Here is a 17596-nt window from a genome sequence, read left to right as displayed (position 1 = left end):
ACATGGAATGTTTTAAAGTCAAGCGGTTTTTTTGTTTGTTTTGCATGATAATTTGATTAATTAAAAACCATCGTTGCAATCAACGACAGCTATTATACGCTAAATTTTATTGGCGTCAAGCACTTTTTTAAAAATTCTGAAAATTTTTTTTGTATTGTTAAAATTTTTTATTTAATGTGGTCACAAAACCTGATAATACATAAGCAATCCCTATCGCCAATAAGCCAACTGGAATATCATACAACACAACACCAAATACCAAAACAGCCAATAACAGCACAATAAATGGAACTTTTTGTTTATCAAATTCTTTAAAAGAATAATACTTTATATTGCTGACCATCAAAATCCCACAGACAATTGTCCAAAGAGCAAAAAACCAAGTTAATGCGGTGGGTATTGCCGTCATAAGACTGGCATATTTAGCTGCAACTAAGACAGAACACGCAATTAATAAAGCTGCCAATGGGCTTGCCAGTCCAATAAAATATTTTTTATCCACAACATCGATTTGGACATTAAATCTTGCTAAACGAAATGCTGCACAAGCTGCATAAACAAATGCACACGCCATGCCAAATCGACCCAATGGCGCCAAAGCAAAACTGTAGATTAAAATTGCTGGTGCTAAACCAAATGCAATGCAATCTGCCAATGAGTCGTATTGTTCGCCAAAGGGGCTTTGGGCATTAAACATACGCGCTGCTCGACCGTCCATGCCGTCCAAGAAAGCAGAAACAAAAATTGCAAGCCCTGCACGCTGATAATCTGCACTGGTGCTTAAAATAATGGAATAAAATCCTGAAAATAGTGATAAAGTGGTAATTAAATTTGGAATCAAATAGACTCCTGAAGTCATAATGCGTTTATCACCTGAATGCTCAGGCTCAATCACCTCAAAGGTGATGCCATCATGCTCATGCTCGTTTGATGCAGTATGCGTTTCAGGCTTTTGAATTTCTGACATAATTGCCCTTTTTTATTTATTAGACATCCAAAGCTATCTTAACTTGACTTTGTGATAAATTATTCTGCAACCAACCACTTAACCACTGCCATCTCACCAAGAGTCATTTGGGGTGCATCTTTGGGCTTTAAAATGGGTGCCAAAAACTCAATGACTTCTTGGGCATTATCGGCAAATTGCCACGGTGGATTGATGACCAATAGACCCGTTCCATTTAGCCCAACAGCGACATCATTAGGATATAAATTTAACTCGCAGACCAGTTGTTTTTTGATACCAGTACGTTTCATTTTTTTATAAAATAATTCAACTGCCTCAATATTTTTAATGGGATACCACAAAACAAAAGTCCCTGTCGCAAACTTTTTATGGCTGCTAACCAATAAATCTACCAAGCGGCTAAAGTCTTTATGTTCTTGTTCAAATGGCGGATCTAATAAAATGATGCCACGCTTTTCTTTGGGTGGTATAACAGCACGCACGCCCTCAAAGGCATCTCGATGATGAATGCCGATTGGCAACTGATAAAGCTGATAATTGAGTGCATCATACTCATCTGCCACCGTTTCAAATGCCTCTGCTCGTAGTGGTGCATTTGTAGAGTGATATTCGCCATGATGGGCAATCCACCAGGGTGAACCAGGATAGACATATTGGTCGTATTTTTGGCGGGCAAACGCTAAGTCTGATAAATATCGGCTGACAGCGTTTGGCAGTCCGTCCAAGCCTGCCTTAACGGCTTGCTCAAGCACAACAACACCTCGCTGTGCTTCTTGGGTTTTTTGGGTTTCGCTGCTTGCCAATGAATACAAGCCACGACCGCCATAGGCATCAAGCACATAAAATGGCTTGGCTTTAGCACTAAATTGGCTTAATAATTGTAACAATAAAATGTGCTTGACAACATCAGCAAAGTTACCTGCATGATAGGCATGTTTGTAGTTCATAAGTGAAAATTATTAGATGGTTAATTATTTATGGTATCATAAATAGCTATATTTCGCTATGCCTATTTATAAAGGCTTGATAAGTAAATCTGAGTATATAGCAGCGTTTAATTTTAATAAAGTTATAACAAAGGTGATGATGGTGAATACTTTGAATATGCCCAAAAAAGGGTTTTGTGTTGATTGGTCAAGGTTAATCGATAATCGGTTGGAGACTTTTTTGCAAACGGGTATTTTGGTATTAGATGAGGTATTTGACCAACAAGATGTTTTATCACTTCAAAAAGAAAGTGGTTTTATTGACTATAAAGTAGCAACGCTAGCCCACGGTGAGAGACAGCAAAGTATTCGTGGTGATCGTATTCGCTGGATTGATGAAGACTGCCCCATTGGTATGGACTATTTACGCAGCATCATGTTACTGGCTAAATATTTTAATCAAACTTTGTATGCAGGGATTCGCCGTAGCGAAGCACATTATGCATGCTACCCTGTCGGATTTGGCTATCAGTGGCATGTCGATAATCCCAAAGGTCGTGATGATCGTGTTATTTCTGCCGTATTTTATCTGAACGATGATTGGCAAACAACTGATGGCGGAGAGATTTTGGTTATTGACAAGACGGGTAAACAACAAACACTACAGCCCAAAGCCAACCGCTTGGTAATCTTTGACAGCAATCTTAAACATCAAGTCAATATCACTCATCGCTACCGCTTTTCGATTGCCACATGGATGAGACGGGATAGCCATCTTTAAAACCAAACTTTTCAATCAAATCATACAATCTTATATTTAATTATTGGATTTTTCATGGAAAAAGTCACCATTCCGACACCGTGTCAACAACAACTTAATCATTACTGCAAAAAATGGAAAAATGATAAAAAACTTGAAAATTACCGCATGCAAGAACAATCCCTAAATAAATTATTCCATGAGTTGTTGCCATTAAATAACGACATATCAGAAATCTTGATCAAATCTTCAGTACTTAATGATTTTTATAGCACAAATATTTTTACTATTTATCCAGTTGCAAAAAAAATTCAGTCATTAGATATTGATAAGTACTTAAAAGAAGGTGATGCAGATTTAGTTATGGACATAAAAAATGTTACCATTAATGGTAAAAATAAAAACTTTTATTCATTTGCCACAAAATATTATAGCCATCATGATGCTATGAATCACCCCATTTACGATGCATATGTAGATAAAGTACTAAGACACTTTCGCCACAAAGACAAATTTTACTCTTTTAAAAATGAAGATTTAAAAGATTACTGTCAATTTAAGCGAACACTGATAGAATTTCAACATTATTATAAGATAAATTGTACCCTAAAGGATTTGGATAGATACTTATGGTTATTGGGCAAAGCGTTTTTTAATAAATACAAGTCAATTCCATGACCTTTATCCCACCTATCGCCCTATTGCCTAAATTAAATTAATCTGTTATTTTTGACAGCAATCTGTTGTATCAAGTGAAAGCACTCATTGTGCCTGCTTTTCGATCGCCACTTGGATGCAGCGTGATGATACAGATACCATCACCGCCATCTGCAGGAAAATCGCTGGTGCTTATCATGGCATTGATAACATACCCATGCACTGGCTTGACAAACTTCATGACCATAATCACATCATCGATCTAGGTCGACTGTATTTGTTGCCAATCAACAACCTGCACACAATCCAACTGAAGAAATCACCATTTAGGAAATGCTATGACTAACTCTCCAGAACTTGCCCTATCCATTGAACTTATCCAGCAGGCATCTGTCACCCCTGATGATAAAAATTGCCAAAATATCATCGCCAAGCATTTATCCAAGATGGGTTTTGACTGTGAGTTTATGTATTTTGGTGATCCAAATGACTCTGGAGATCATGCCGAAATCAAAAACTTATGGGCAATTAAAAAAGGAAGAGATCTAAACGCACCAGTCTTGTGTTTTGCAGGTCATACCGATGTGGTACCAATAGGTGATGAATCAGCTTGGAAATTTCCACCATTTTCTGCCACCGTCCATGAAGGCAAATTATATGGGCGAGGTGCATCAGATATGAAAACAGGGATTGCAAGTTTTGTGATTGCTGCTGAAAATTTTATAAAAAACCATCCTAATCATACTGGTAGTATCGCCATGCTTATCACGGCTGATGAGGAAGGTCCTGCCATTAATGGTACAATCAAAGTCGCCCAAACCTTAAAAGAGCGCGGACAAAAGATAGACTTTTGCTTGGTCGGTGAGCCATCAAGTACGCAGTCGTTGGGCGATGTCATCAAAAATGGTCGGCGTGGCTCTTTAAATGCCAAACTGACTGTCACAGGCAAGCAAGGACATATCGCCTACCCCCATTTGGCAATCAATCCCATTCATGCAGCCTGTCCTGCACTTGATGAGCTCATCAAGACGCATTGGGATGACGGTAATGAATATTTTCCCAAAACCTCCTTGCAGATTTCTAATATCCGCTCTGGTACGGGTGCGACCAATGTTATTGGTGGCACTTGTGAGATTTTATTTAATTTTCGTTATTGTACAGAAAATACTGCTGAAAACTTGATGGCAAAAACGCACGCCATTTTTGATAAGCATTTTAGACATACCGATGCAACCTATCAAATTGAATGGACGCTTTCAGGTGTGCCTTTTTTGACCGAAAAAGGAGAATTTGTTTCAGCGTGCATCGATGCCATCAAAACAGTCACTGGCACCAATGCCCAACTATCAACCTCAGGCGGCACTTCAGATGGGCGATTTATTGCACCCATAATGAACGCACAAGTGGTTGAATTGGGCGTATTAAATACCACCATTCACCAAGTGGATGAATCTGTTGATATTGAAGACTTAGAACAATTAACTCAAATTTATGAAGAAATTTTGATAAGCTTAATTGAATAATCTTAATAATAGTGATGCTCAATAAAAAGCACTTTGATTTGACCAAAGTGCTTTTTGATGTTTAGATGTTTAGATGTTGGCAGAATTATTCATTTAATCTAATTATTTATAACCTGCCCGTTTCATTGTCATGATGGCTTTTTGTTGGTTTTGACCCGCTACCGATACATTGATGAAATCTTGTTTAAATCTGCCCCAGCGAGCTACAGCAGGCGTTGGCGTTACCTGTATATTGGCTGGATATTCAAAATTACGGTCAGCATACAAACGCTGTGCTTCATTGCTAGATAGCCATTCGATAAATTTTTGGGCTTCGGCAGGGTTGTCTGAATGTTTTACCACGCCTGCACCTGAAACATTGACATGCGTGCCTTTACCTGCTTGGTTGGCAAAAAATACTTTAACATTATTAGCAACCTGAGGCTTAGAATTTAGCAAGCGTCCATAATAATAAGTATTGGCAATACCCACATCACAGCGACCTGCATCAATGGCTTCTAACAGTGCTGTGTCATTTGCAAATGGTGCGGCTGCCAAATTTGCTACCCAGCCTTTGACCACTCTGTCGGTGGTGGCTTGTCCATGGTTTGCAATCATCGTTGCCACCAAAGACTGGTTGTACACATTATTAGAGGTACGCAAGCATAATCTGCCTTTCCATTTTGGGTCTGCCAAATCGGCATAAGTTGAAAGTTCGCTTGGATTGACCTTATTTGGGTTATAAAAAATGGTACGAGCCCGTACTGATAATCCAAACCAATGGTTTTTTGGGTCACGCAAATGCGATGGAATGTTGCTTTTTAATACAGAAGAGTTAATGGGGCGTAAGACACCAGCTTGTGTTGCCTGCCAAAGATTACCGCCATCAACCGTGATAAGCACATCGGCTTGGGTATTTTTGCCCTCAGCTTTTAGTCTTTCCATCAAAGGGCCTGCTTTATCACTGACAACGGTCACTTTTGTGCCAGTTTTTTGTTGATAGGCTTCTGCGATGGGCTTTAATAGCTCATCAGCACGCGCTGAATATACGACAATTTCATTGGCAAACGCTGGTGCGGCAGTTGCCATCACCAATGCAGCCATAACTAGTTTTTTCATAATCGATCCTTCTATGAGCAATGTGATGAAACAATAAACAACAGTAACTGCAACTTATCTGTCTTAAAACCACCGTGATTTATACAGAAAAAAGTGCATCAATGTGACAGTTTGGTTAATAAAGCTGTCAAATTTTATGCTATTATACTATAATACTTTCTAAATAGAAACAAGAAGAATTATCATTATCTATCATTTTTTGGTAAAATATGATACCGCCCTTTGATTTATCATAAATGCCCATGAATTCATCTTCCATTTTGCCCCGCTTGTGGCTTGGTCTGTGTGCCTTGTTGGTTTTGGTGCCATTATCCGTCATTGTCTTTGCACTTAACAGTTTTGATACTGAAATTTGGCAGTTTTTGCTGGATTATGAGTTGCCACTGCTGCTTAAAAATACCACATTACTGGTACTGGGGGTGGGCATTGGGGTAACAGTACTTGGCACAACAACCGCTTGGCTGACTGCCATGACCGATTTTCCGTTGAGACGCTTTTTTGGTTGGGCGATGATGTTGCCACTTGCCATGCCCGCTTATGTGCTTGCTTTTGTGCAGTTGGGTATTTTTGACTATACAGGTACCATTAGTACTTATTTAAGGCAAGCGTGGGGCTTTGAAAATGGTCTGCCAGATATTAGAAATGGCTTTGGCTTAACGATGGTCATGAGCCTAACTTTATATCCTTATGTTTATTTGTTGGCCAAAAATGCCTTTGGCAGCATGGGCAACCGAGCTCTTGAAGCGGGGGCATCATTGGGGCTGTCATCCGTGCAGTCATTTTTGAAGCTGGCATTGCCCATGGCAAGGCCTTGGATTGCTGGCGGCAGCATATTAGCCTTGATGGAAGTATTGGCAGACTTTGGTGCGGTCAGCGTCTTTGGCTATGACACTTTTACAACGGCAATTTATCAAGCATGGTTTGGGTTTTATTCGCTTGATACCGCCAAACAGTTGGCAAGTTTATTAATTGGCCTTGTGTTTGTTTTTTTGCTGCTTGAACAGCTAAGCCGTGGTCGTCGCCGTTTTGAGACCACAGGGCGCGCCAGTCATCACCGAAATATTGTCTTAACTGGTCATAAAAAATGGTTCGCCACTTTGTACTGTGGGCTGATTTTATGTTTGTCTTTTGTCATTCCAATCATTCAGCTGACCGCATGGGCGATGTCAAGTTGGCAACAAATTGTGCTTGGTGAATTACTGATGCAAATTTGGCACTCTGTCAGCATCAGCCTAATGAGTGCTGTGGCGGTTGCTGTGGTTGCATTATTTATCGCCATCGCATCTGGCTTGGATAAAAGTCGCTATGCTTTGATTGCCACCAAAATATCCACACTGGGCTATGCCATCCCAGGTACGGTATTGGCTGTTGGTGTCTTTGTGCCTGTTGCATGGCTTGATAATTGGCTCATTACCAATATGGCTGTATTTTCAGGCAGCGATGCAATTTTTAAGGGAACCATCTTTGCCATGCTCATCGCTTTATTGATTCGCTTTTTGGCTTTGGGTGTCCAATCGGTGGATGCTGGCATGAAACGCATTCGTAACACACACATAGAAGCAGCGGCTTCACTGGGAGCAACACCTTTTGGTACGGTGTATCGTGTCTATTTGCCACTCATCAAAAGCGCCCTTGGCGTCAGCATGTTGATGGTCTTTGTGGACACCATGAAAGAGATGCCCATCACGCTCATGATGCGTCCGTTTAATTGGGATACATTGGCGGTTAGGATATTTGCCTTTACCAGTGAAGGCTTGTATGACAAGGCATCTTTTCCAGCACTTGCTATCATTTTAACTGGATTGATTCCTGTCATCTTATTTTCTAAAATGAATCAAAAATAATCACTCATCCATTTAACACTCTGAGAAAACCATGTTGCGTATTGACAATCTTTGTATCAGTTTTGACCACAAACCCATCTTAACTGACATCAGCCTTCATCTTAAATCAGGTCAAATCGCCTGCCTGCTGGGTGCCTCTGGCTGTGGTAAAACGACACTACTGCGGTGTATTGCTGGTTTTGAGACGCCAGATAGTGGTGAGATTTATATTCAAGACAAGCCACTGTATGCCAAAAATATCCATCTCCCCGCCCATAAAAGACAAATTGGCATGGTATTTCAAGATTATGCTTTATTTCCACATTTGACCGTGGCGGATAATATTGCTTTTGGACTCTCTGCCATGGATAAAACTGCCAAATCCGAGCGTGTGGCTGAAATGCTGGTACTCATTGGGATGAGTGAGTATGCCAATTACTATCCACATGAGCTGTCAGGGGGACAACAGCAACGGGTTGCACTGGTGCGTGCACTTGCCCCACGCCCGAGTTTGATTTTGCTTGATGAACCATTTTCAAATTTGGATGTTGAGCTTCGCACCAACCTCTCCAAAGAAGTGCGTCGCCTGCTTATCTCCCAAAATGTTTCTGCCATTTTGGTAACCCACGACCAAGCAGAAGCCTTTGCAATGGCAGATGTGGTTGGGTTAATCACTCATGGCAGATTGCAACAATGGGGTACGCCAGATGCGTTATATCATCAGCCTGTCAATGAGTCGGTGGCGAGATTTATCGGTGAAGGGGTACTCATTGATGCCACAAAGGTAACAGAGTCAAATTTTGATGCCTCATTTGGGCGTATTGCCGTTGGTTTACCTTTGGGCAGTCAAAAAGCCCTGATTCGTCCCCATGATGTCAAGCCAAGCCAAGACCCTAATGCCATCGCTGTTACCGTGATTGATAGAGATTTTCATGGCGGTTACTGGCTATATACCCTACAAACTCATGACGAACAAATACTGCTCATGCAAATCTCAATGGCAACAAGTCATCGCACCCACCATGTCGGTGATAAAATTGGCGTGATGATACATAGAGCGTTTGGTATTTAAACCAAGCCATAACTCATCAAGTGCAATAAAAAACCCAAGCAAACACTCGGGTTTATTGTTATAGCTCATCTAGCCACGCCATCTGAATGGCTTCTAAAATTCGCTCATTAGAGCCATCAGGATTATCATCAAAATCTTCAAGTTCACACACATATTGATGTAAATCGGTGAAACGAATGTATTGCACATCTTCATTTGGATATTTTTCGCTCAAGGCGATGGCGATATCTAAAGTATCTTGCCAAGTTAGTTTCATCATAATCTCCCAAGCCCATTTAGATGATTTTATAGTTACTCAGAGCCAGCATGCCCCAATCGTTTATTGTATCATACACGCCTTGATCAGCCAATCATTCAATTTTTAATCCTATCATACCTAAGTACCAAGCCTTCACGCCACAGCTTCCATCAATAAAACAAAAGTACCGATATTGATTGGTGCATATGGCGTATGTTTACCGTGATACTTACCTTGAAACCAATTAACGAATTCACTAAGGATTGATAAAATTTACAATTTTAATAAATTAGTTTATATCAAAAACCACTGCCATTAATCAATTGAGTTAAAATGATTGGATAAAAAATCATGCACGATATATCAGTGCATGATTACATTTTTATTATTCAATATTTATAAAATCAGCCATTCATCATCAGATACTCAAAAGCCGCTAATCCTGCTTTAGAACCCTCACCCATGGCAATATTAATCTGCTTATATGGCACTGTTGTCACATCACCACAAGCAAAAATACCAACCTTACTTGTGCGACATTTGGCGTCAATTTCAATCTCACCTTGCGGCGTCATTGTTACCAAGCCTTTGGCAATCTCTGAATTTGGCACCAAGCCAATTTGGACAAAAACAGCAGATAATGGCAATGTTTGGCTATTGCCACTCACTCTATCTTGATAAATCAACGCATTCACTTTACTACCATCAGTAGTGATTTCGGTCGTTGCTGCTGATTTTATAATTGTGATATTCTCTCGTGCTTCAGCTTTGTCAATTAACACTTGATCGGCGCGCAATGAGTCACCAAACTCCAAGACAGTCACATGATTGACAATCCCCGCCAAATCCAACGCCGCCTCAACACCTGAGTTACCACCGCCAATCACCGCAACATCTTTACCTTTAAAAAATGGGCCATCGCAGTGTGGGCAATAGGCGACTCCATTACCAATATTTTCATCCTCACCCTTAACACCAAGCTTACGCCATTTGGCACCAGTTGCCAAAATCACAGTACGAGAAAGCCAGCTGGCACCCGTGCTTAAAGTCACCTGATAGCCGCCATCAACCTCCTCAAGCTTGCTTACGCTGACATGCTCTTTGACGGTAATATTGTACTCTTTTATGTGTGTTGCCAAATTCGCAGCCAATGTATTACCATTGGTCAAAGGAATAGAAATTAAGTTTTCGATATCTTGCGTATCTTTAACCTGACCACCGATACGATCTGCCACGATCGCAACACGCAATCCTTTACGAGCAGTATAGATTGCTGCCGCTGTGCCTGCTGGACCGCCACCGATGACTGTAACATCTTGTGTTTCAAGCTGGACTTCATTTGCTGATGCTAATAAATTTGGATACTGCTCTTGAAGTTTTTCAATCAGTTTGGCAGTATCAACCTTACCATTAGCAAAAGGTTTACCGTTTAAAAATACCGCTGGTACGCCTTGGATTTTTTTCTCAGCAACCAATTCTGGAAATACACCACCATCAATCATCTCATTTTCAATATGGTCATTTAAAATCGCAAACTGATTGAGTGCTTGAACCACATCAGGGCAATTATGGCAAGATAAGGAAACAAAAGTTTGAAATTTTAGTGGCTCTTGAATGTGCTTAACCAGCTGCTGGATATCTTCATCCAGCTTCAATGCATGCCCACCTGCCTGCAAGATGGCCAAAATCAATGAAGTAAATTCATGACCGCCTGGAATACCACTAAATACAATACCTGTATCACGATTTTGTGTGGTAATTTTAAAGCTCATCGGTGATAAACGATTATCGATCACTTGAGCGTCAAATTGGATTTTATCAGTTGTACCAGCAATTTTAGTTAAAAAATCAATCAATTCGGCACGCTTTTCATGCTCGCCTGCACCAATGACCAATTGAATTGGACGAGTCATATTGGCACTGTAGGATTTAACGGCATCTAATAAATTTTGGTCTAACATCATATACTCCCGAGAATATCAATGAAAAAGGGATGAAAAATAAAATAAAGACATCGATTGATACGATAAAAAATAAATATAAAATCACGCTACCAAGCCAAGCTTAATTGCTCACTTAATACTTTGGCTATTATAGCTTACTGCAGCATATCCAAAAAATTAAGAATATTAAATACTGTGATTACTCCATTTAATCGTTACCAAACCTTGATGATTTAAGGCTTGATAATGACTTGATAATCGGCTGTATTCTTGATAATATAATCTATCATACAATCTCAAGATTACAATTGGGCAATTGATACTAAAATCAGCCCACGCATCTAAAAGGAGAATACCATGCTATCAGAATATCGTGAACTTATGACCAAACTCAAAGCCGAAGGCGATAAGCACTTTTTGAAGCTATTTGATGAGCATAATAATCTAGATACGCAAATTGATAATTTTGAAAAAGATCCCGTCACCTCAGCCAGCCGTGCTCAAGAAATTGATGAGATGAAACACAAAAAGCTACATCTAAAAGATCAGCTTAAAACTTATTTAGATAAAGTATCCGCTGAGCGTGGATAATAAAGACCAGCAAGCACAAAGTTTTAAGCCAAAAATCAGCCAGTCAATGGCTGATTTTTTATTGATAACTTTTAAGATTCTAAATGAACAAACATCCCCAAAGCGTCATACTTTGAGGATGTTTATTTTTCACTTTAAATCAGCCAACTGGCTTAATGCTAAATCGCTTAATACCAGTTGGCTTAATATGATGATCAGCGATTAGATTTTACCAACCAAATCCAAGCTTGGCTTCAAGGTTTCTTGACCTGCTTCCCAAGCAGCTGGGCAAACCTCACCGTCATTATCACGCACATACTGAGCTGCTTTTACTTTACGAACCATGTCTTTAGCAGAGCGGCCAATGCCCAAATCGTGGATTTCAGCAACTTTAATAACACCATCTGGATCTACCAAGAAAGTGCCTCGTAGTGCTGCATTGTCTTCTTCAATCATCACATTAAAGCCACGAGTGATTTTGCCAGTGCCATCGCCAAGCATTGGGTATTGTACTTTACCAATGGCTGGTGACGCATCATGCCATGCTTTGTGTACAAAATGTGTATCGGTTGATACTGCATACACTTCAACGCCCAAGCCTTTTAGCTCTTCATAATGTGCTGCCATATCCTCTAGCTCTGTTGGGCAAACAAAAGTAAAATCATGTGGATAAAACATGAAAATCGCCCAGCTGCCTTTAACATCATCAGAAGTGATGGTTTTAAACTCACCATTCACATAGGCTTGGGTTGAAAATTCTGGAATGGTTTGATTAATAATTGCTGCCATAATATTCACCTTTTTTGGTTGATTTATTTGATTATACACCATAAATATAAGCAAAAATACGATTGTATCGTGCTAAGCTTTTTGATGTCTGAATTATAATACAACAAAATCATCCGTTTTCTACAGTTAAAACTTCCAAAGATATTGTTTTATTTTATCAAACTTAGGTACAATAGAACCATCATTAAGTGATGATAAAATTACATTTTTAAGGACTGTTATGATCACACTACGCCAATTAGAATTTGCGCTTGCAGTTGCCAAACACCGTCATTTTAAGCGTGCCGCTGAAGAATGTAACATTTCTCAGTCAGCCTTAAGTTTGGGTATCGCTGAACTTGAAAAACAGCTTGATACACAGATTTTTGAGCGGAATAATAAGCAAGTACTCATCACGCCCATCGGCGAAGAGATTTTAGAGCGTGCCCAAAGAATCTCTAGCGAAATCAATGATTTAATGACTCGAGCACACAGCCACCAAATCCCCCTTGCCTATCCGATGACCATTGGTATCATTCCGACCATTGCTCCGTACTTACTGCCAAAAGTATTGCCGACACTTAAGCAATTACACCCACATTTTGAACTGTCTGTGGTCGAAAAACAAACTGAACGATTAATTGAACAAGTTCGCTACGGTCATATTGATACAGCAATCATTGCCCTACCTTATCCGCTTGATGGTCTGCATGCGTTTGAGTTTTGGGCGGAAGATTTTTTTGCAATCTTATCTGAAAATGATGAACATATCCACACCGATAAAATCAACAGCGACGATTTATCTAAGACAAATTTATTACTGCTTGGTGAAGGTCACTGCCTGACTGATCAAGTGCTTTCTGTCTGTGCGCTCAGTAAAAGTGAGATTCAGTCTAGTTTTTCTGATGCCAGCTTAAATACATTGATTCAAATGAGCTTGGCAGGCATGGGAACAACTTTAGTACCCAAGATGGCACTAGAACAAATCGGTGAAAAAACCGTTCATGCCATACCTTTGGCGGAACCTGGACCTCATCGCCGATTGGCTTTTATTACTCGTCTCAATTATGCGCGTGTCAATGATGTGCGTCTACTCAGTGAGATTTTTGGTCAAGCACTTGCATCCTCAGAAAATGAAGCATAATTCATCGTTTTGATTATTTTAATAAGTCATGCCAATATTTATAATCTGGCATGGCATTTTCAACGCTTTTCCAAAAATTGGCACTGTGATTGGCATGATACAGATGACACAGTTCATGAACAAGCACATACGCCAAACACCCCAAAGGATAAGACGCAAGATGGGTATTTAAAGTGATTTTTGCAGACAAAGTATTGCAGCTCCCCCAACGACTGGACATCTGTCTTAGGCGGATGGCGGCGGCTTTTTTACCCACTTTTGGCTGCCATTGGGATAATAAACTTGGCAGCTGCTGCTTGATTTCATACCGATAAATCCAAGTAATTAATGCCTGTTTTGGTAATTTTTTTAGGTACCCCAAGGTACGGCAGGGCAAATTGGCTTGATGAATGTTTAGCCAATTTGCCACATCCAAGCTCTCGCCCCAAAGCGTATCACGGTGCAGTTTTTCTACCATCAATGCGTGATAAGAGCGTATTGCCCACGGTATTTTAGCATAAATACCATCTACTAACACTTGCTCATCAATATCGCTAGGTACACTCACCTTCAGTGTTGATTGAGTCAGTCGAAAATTAAGATGCTTGACAGATTTTTTTTGAATACACAAAGTAATACCATGGCTGGCAAAATATACAATCAGCTCAGCCACAGTTTTTGGAGTATTGCTTGATGGATAAACAACTACATCATAGCGTTTGGCGTAGAATTTGTAAGCACAACTCATCAAACCCAATCCCTGCTTCTTTGGCAGCCATCGGCACAAGACTGTGGTCGGTCATGCCAGGGACGGTGTTGATTTCTAGGACATATAGCTTGCCATCATGCCCCTTTAAAAAATCCACACGAGACCAACCACGCCCCCCAATCGCACGAAACGCTTTTAATGCCAATTCACCCATTTGCCTCTCTTGCTCTGGCGTCAAATCAGATGGGCATTGATAAATGGTGTCATCACGCAAATATTTGGCTTCATAATCATAAAATTTACCCTTAGGGATAATACGGATGCTGGGCAAAACTTGCTCACCAAGCAGTGGTATGGCATATTCGCCGCCCATCATCGCTTTTTCTGCCAAAATCTCGCCATGGTATTGCTTTAATTTGGGATAAATTTTTGCCAAATCACCTGCTTGCTCAACCATAAACACACCCACGCTAGACCCTTCGGCAGCAGGTTTGACAAATAGCGGTAAACCAAATTCACGCTCTACGGCAGAAAAATCGCTGTCATCATGCAAAACCACATAAGGCACATTTGGTAGCCCGAGCGACTGCCACAGCAAACGACAGCGAAATTTATCCATGGCGATGGCAGATGCCAAAACACCACACCCTGTATAAGGCAGATTAAAGCCATCAAGCACGCCTTGCAAGCTGCCATCTTCACCAAAAGTGCCATGCAACACATTAAACACACGGTCATAGGCACGCAAATGAGATATGTCGGTATCAGCAGGGTCAAAATGATGGGCGTCCACCCCTTTTGATAATAAGGCATTTAGCACTGCCATGCCACTATTTAGCGACACTTCACGCTCTGTGCTTGTTCCGCCACAGACAACCGCCACTTTGCCAAAGTTTTGCCCATCTTTTGTATTAAGTTTGCTCATGTTTTTGCCTTTTTTTAATTTTTAAGTTTTTAAGCCCTTTTAAAATCACCCCAAAAACAACCCATTTTTGACCAATTCTTGACACAGTTGTCCCACATTGCCCGCCCCTTGGGTCATCAGCAAATCATTGGCGTTTAGGGTGATTTTAAGCACTTGGGTGATTTGTTCTTTGTCATTGACATTTAACACAATCGGTTCAACCTGCCCACGCTCACGCAATGAACGCGCCAAATCATTGCTTGTTGCCCCCTTAATCAGCTCCTCGCCAGCACTGTACACATCAAGCAAAATCAGCTTATCCACCTGCGATAACACATTGACAAACTCGCTAAAACAATCCCTTGTGCGACTGTAACGGTGTGGTTGAAACATCATCACCAAACGGCGGTCTGGATAACTTTGGCGTGCCGCTTTGATGGTCATGGCGATTTCGGTGGGGTGATGCCCATAATCATCAATCAATACCACATCACCGCTGCCATCTGTTAGGGGATAGCTGCCATTGTTTTCAAAGCGTCTGCCCACGCCTGCAAATTTTTCTACCGCTTGGCAAATGGCTTTATCACTCACGCCTTCATCGGTTGCCATGGTAATTGCCCCAAGGGCATTATAGACATTGTGAATGCCAGGGATATTTAAGGTGATGGGTAAGGGTTTTTTGTCTTTTCTTAGTACGGTGAAATGGGTTTTTGTGCCGTCTGCAATCACATCTACCGCCTGCACATCGTTGTGTTTTTCAAGGCCATATGTGATGACAGGTCTTGCAATGTCATCAATCATGGCATACAGCTCTTTGTCATCGCCACACAACACCGCCAGCCCATAAAAAGGCATGTTGTGCAAAAACTGCACATAGGCTTGTTTTAGTTTATCAAAGCTGCCTTCATAGGTCTCCATGTGGTCTTCATCAATGTTGGTAACAACACACGCCATGGGTCGCAAAGATAAAAAAGACGCATCAGATTCATCAGCTTCTGCCACCAAATAACGGCTGGCACCCAAGGCGGCATTTTTGCCTGAGGCGTTTAATTTACCGCCAATCACATAAGTTGGGTCAAGCCCCGCTTCGGTGAGCATCATGGTTAATAAACTTGTGGTTGTGGTCTTGCCATGAGCCCCTGCCACCGCAATGCCATGACGGTATCGCATCAGCTCACCCAACATGTCGGCACGGCGTACCACAGGAATGTGTGCTTTTAAGGCGGCCCTAATCTCAGGGTTTTGTCGGTCAATGGCAGATGACACCACCACCACATCGGCCATTTTGATGTTGCTGGCATCATGACCAACATGTACCGTTACACCTAAGTTTTCCAGACGCTCGGTCATCGCATTTGCCTTAATGTCTGAGCCAGTAACCACATAGCCTTGATTGGCAAGCACTTCGGCAATGCCACACATGCCAGCCCCACCAATGCCAACAAAATGAATGTTTTGAATGCGTCGCATCTCTGGGATTTCTATTAGGCGTTTTGGGAGCGTTTTGACTTTGGTTGAATTTGGCATGACTGTTTCTCTGTTTGGGTGTTATATTTTAAATATTAAATGTTGAATATTAAACTGGTTTTGTGGATAAATATGCCATGATATTTTTTAAACAATGACAATCACATCAATCAATTTTAATTTTACAAATCAAGGCAAAGAATTTACCCCATCAATTGTTTAAATTAAAACCGATACATATAAACCGCATGATTAATAATTTCACCATTGATGTTTTCATGATTGGCAATGATACCACAAAATTCAAATCCCAATCGCTTAGCAACTTGTTGGCTTGGAATATTATGCTCACCCGCCTTAACCTCCACCACATTCATGCCATAGATGTTTTTGGCAATGTCCATGATTGCACGCACCGCACAGGTCATGACACCACGCCCCCGATGGTCTTGGTGTAACCAGTAGCCAATTTCTGCCTTTTTAAGATGATGATAAATGTTATTTAAACTCACCGCTCCGATAATTTTATCATCATAAATAATATGGGTATGAATGGCTTTGTCATCGGCATATTGATGTAGGGCAAATTTGACAAATTCACGATAGCTATTTTCACTAAAATCATTCGCCCACGGTAGCCATTTACCCAAATCGTCTTTTTGGGCATTAACAATATCATTCATTTGACTGGCAAATGATGAATGTACTAAGGTTAGGCTTAATTCGTCATTAATTTTATATTGAAACATTTTAAATACCCAAATTTTAAAATCCAATTAGCCAAATTACATACTTTTATGGCTGGCAAGTACTTAGGTAAAGGCAGTGGCAACCAAATCATTTGAACTTACCATATTATTTTATCTACCCAATGTGGTATGATTTTTTAACCACCTAAAAAATATCATTTAATATGCTCTATACCGCCGCCATTTCAAGAAATATTTCAATGTTTATGGTTTTACATATGATTAACTGGGTCAATTTTTTAATTCACTCATTTTCATCAATTTGTGATAATAATATATTTTGGCTTTATTAATATCAT

18 protein-coding genes are annotated in these 17596 nt (G+C 40.5%); 7 read left to right on the top strand and 11 right to left on the bottom strand.

Annotation, left to right across the window (positions count from 1 at the left end; all coding sequences use genetic code 11):
• Nucleotides 1-157: 157 nt before the first annotated feature.
• Both pssA and HMPREF2573_RS01930 read right to left on the bottom strand, forming a co-directional pair.
• The gene (gene pssA, locus HMPREF2573_RS01935; RefSeq protein WP_003656403.1) at nt 158-967 is read right to left on the bottom strand and encodes a CDP-diacylglycerol--serine O-phosphatidyltransferase; all 810 of its coding nucleotides are present in this window, start codon (nt 965-967) and stop codon (nt 158-160) included.
• Nucleotides 968-1026: 59 nt separating this feature from the next.
• Complete coding sequence (locus tag HMPREF2573_RS01930; RefSeq protein WP_003656408.1) at nt 1027-1914, bottom strand: 23S rRNA (adenine(2030)-N(6))-methyltransferase RlmJ; 888 nt, start codon at nt 1912-1914, stop codon at nt 1027-1029.
• A 58-nt stretch (nt 1915-1972) separates the two neighbouring features.
• On the opposite strand from HMPREF2573_RS01930, the gene HMPREF2573_RS01925 reads away from it, so the two are divergent.
• Both HMPREF2573_RS01925 and HMPREF2573_RS01920 read left to right on the top strand, forming a co-directional pair.
• Complete coding sequence (locus tag HMPREF2573_RS01925) at nt 1973-2674, top strand: 2OG-Fe(II) oxygenase (protein ID WP_003658799.1); 702 nt, start codon at nt 1973-1975, stop codon at nt 2672-2674.
• A 54-nt stretch (nt 2675-2728) separates the two neighbouring features.
• Nucleotides 2729-3331: a hypothetical protein gene (locus HMPREF2573_RS01920; RefSeq protein ID WP_003666946.1), complete on the top strand. Its 603-nt coding sequence runs from the start codon at nt 2729-2731 to the stop codon at nt 3329-3331.
• 70 nt (nt 3332-3401) lie between these two features.
• Here HMPREF2573_RS01920 and HMPREF2573_RS09280 read toward each other — a convergent pair whose 3' ends face one another.
• Nucleotides 3402-3551, bottom strand: coding sequence for a hypothetical protein (locus HMPREF2573_RS09280; protein ID WP_003658797.1), 150 nt, complete (start codon nt 3549-3551; stop codon nt 3402-3404).
• A 97-nt stretch (nt 3552-3648) separates the two neighbouring features.
• Between HMPREF2573_RS09280 and dapE the strand changes: the two genes are divergently transcribed.
• Nucleotides 3649-4833, top strand: coding sequence for a succinyl-diaminopimelate desuccinylase (gene dapE, locus HMPREF2573_RS01915; protein ID WP_003658795.1), 1185 nt, complete (start codon nt 3649-3651; stop codon nt 4831-4833).
• 102 nt (nt 4834-4935) lie between these two features.
• Here dapE and HMPREF2573_RS01910 read toward each other — a convergent pair whose 3' ends face one another.
• Nucleotides 4936-5931 (bottom strand): Fe(3+) ABC transporter substrate-binding protein, encoded by a 996-nt coding sequence (locus HMPREF2573_RS01910; protein WP_003658793.1) that lies wholly within the window; start codon nt 5929-5931, stop codon nt 4936-4938.
• Between the two features lie 236 nt (nt 5932-6167).
• Here HMPREF2573_RS01910 and HMPREF2573_RS01905 point away from each other — a divergent pair, with 236 nt between their 5' ends.
• Together HMPREF2573_RS01905 and HMPREF2573_RS01900 are read left to right on the top strand one after the other, a co-directional pair.
• Nucleotides 6168-7775: an ABC transporter permease gene (locus tag HMPREF2573_RS01905; protein WP_003658791.1), complete on the top strand. Its 1608-nt coding sequence runs from the start codon at nt 6168-6170 to the stop codon at nt 7773-7775.
• Between the two features lie 31 nt (nt 7776-7806).
• The gene (locus HMPREF2573_RS01900; protein WP_003660923.1) at nt 7807-8826 is read left to right on the top strand and encodes an ABC transporter ATP-binding protein; all 1020 of its coding nucleotides are present in this window, start codon (nt 7807-7809) and stop codon (nt 8824-8826) included.
• Nucleotides 8827-8884: 58 nt separating this feature from the next.
• Here HMPREF2573_RS01900 and iscX read toward each other — a convergent pair whose 3' ends face one another.
• The gene (gene iscX / locus HMPREF2573_RS01895) at nt 8885-9082 is read right to left on the bottom strand and encodes a Fe-S cluster assembly protein IscX (RefSeq protein ID WP_003656432.1); all 198 of its coding nucleotides are present in this window, start codon (nt 9080-9082) and stop codon (nt 8885-8887) included.
• A 386-nt stretch (nt 9083-9468) separates the two neighbouring features.
• Nucleotides 9469-11025, bottom strand: a complete 1557-nt coding sequence (gene ahpF / locus HMPREF2573_RS01890) for an alkyl hydroperoxide reductase subunit F (protein WP_003656434.1) — start codon at nt 11023-11025, stop codon at nt 9469-9471.
• A 339-nt stretch (nt 11026-11364) separates the two neighbouring features.
• Between ahpF and HMPREF2573_RS01885 the strand changes: the two genes are divergently transcribed.
• Entirely contained in the window at nt 11365-11598 is a 234-nt protein-coding gene (locus HMPREF2573_RS01885) for an HP1242/YdcH family protein (RefSeq protein WP_003656436.1), read from the top strand.
• 201 nt (nt 11599-11799) lie between these two features.
• On the opposite strand, the gene ahpC is transcribed toward HMPREF2573_RS01885, so the two are convergent.
• Nucleotides 11800-12366 (bottom strand): alkyl hydroperoxide reductase subunit C, encoded by a 567-nt coding sequence (ahpC, locus tag HMPREF2573_RS01875; protein ID WP_003656441.1) that lies wholly within the window; start codon nt 12364-12366, stop codon nt 11800-11802.
• Nucleotides 12367-12586: 220 nt separating this feature from the next.
• Between ahpC and HMPREF2573_RS01870 the strand changes: the two genes are divergently transcribed.
• Complete coding sequence (locus HMPREF2573_RS01870) at nt 12587-13489, top strand: hydrogen peroxide-inducible genes activator (RefSeq protein WP_070472367.1); 903 nt, start codon at nt 12587-12589, stop codon at nt 13487-13489.
• 13 nt (nt 13490-13502) lie between these two features.
• Here the strand turns inward: HMPREF2573_RS01870 and HMPREF2573_RS01865 are convergent, their stop codons facing one another.
• The 4 genes from HMPREF2573_RS01865 to HMPREF2573_RS01850 all read right to left on the bottom strand — a co-directional run bounded on the left by HMPREF2573_RS01865 (nt 13503) and on the right by HMPREF2573_RS01850 (nt 17297).
• Nucleotides 13503-14216: a M48 family metallopeptidase gene (locus HMPREF2573_RS01865; protein WP_070472364.1), complete on the bottom strand. Its 714-nt coding sequence runs from the start codon at nt 14214-14216 to the stop codon at nt 13503-13505.
• Nucleotides 14179-15102, bottom strand: a complete 924-nt coding sequence (locus HMPREF2573_RS01860; protein WP_003673556.1) for a D-alanine--D-alanine ligase — start codon at nt 15100-15102, stop codon at nt 14179-14181. Before HMPREF2573_RS01860 ends, HMPREF2573_RS01865 begins: the two co-directional genes overlap by 38 nt.
• 45 nt (nt 15103-15147) lie before the next feature.
• Nucleotides 15148-16608 (bottom strand): UDP-N-acetylmuramate--L-alanine ligase, encoded by a 1461-nt coding sequence (gene murC / locus HMPREF2573_RS01855; protein WP_003656448.1) that lies wholly within the window; start codon nt 16606-16608, stop codon nt 15148-15150.
• 164 nt (nt 16609-16772) lie between these two features.
• Entirely contained in the window at nt 16773-17297 is a 525-nt protein-coding gene (locus tag HMPREF2573_RS01850; RefSeq protein ID WP_070472361.1) for a GNAT family N-acetyltransferase, read from the bottom strand.
• Nucleotides 17298-17596: the final 299 nt, after the last annotated feature.

Origin of the sequence: Moraxella sp. HMSC061H09, from assembly GCF_001809255.1 — a bacterium.
Classification (GTDB): Bacteria; Pseudomonadota; Gammaproteobacteria; order Pseudomonadales; family Moraxellaceae; genus Moraxella; species Moraxella catarrhalis.
The sequence above is the reverse complement of the archived record's forward strand: the minus strand, read 5'-3'. Positions and strand labels throughout refer to the sequence as shown.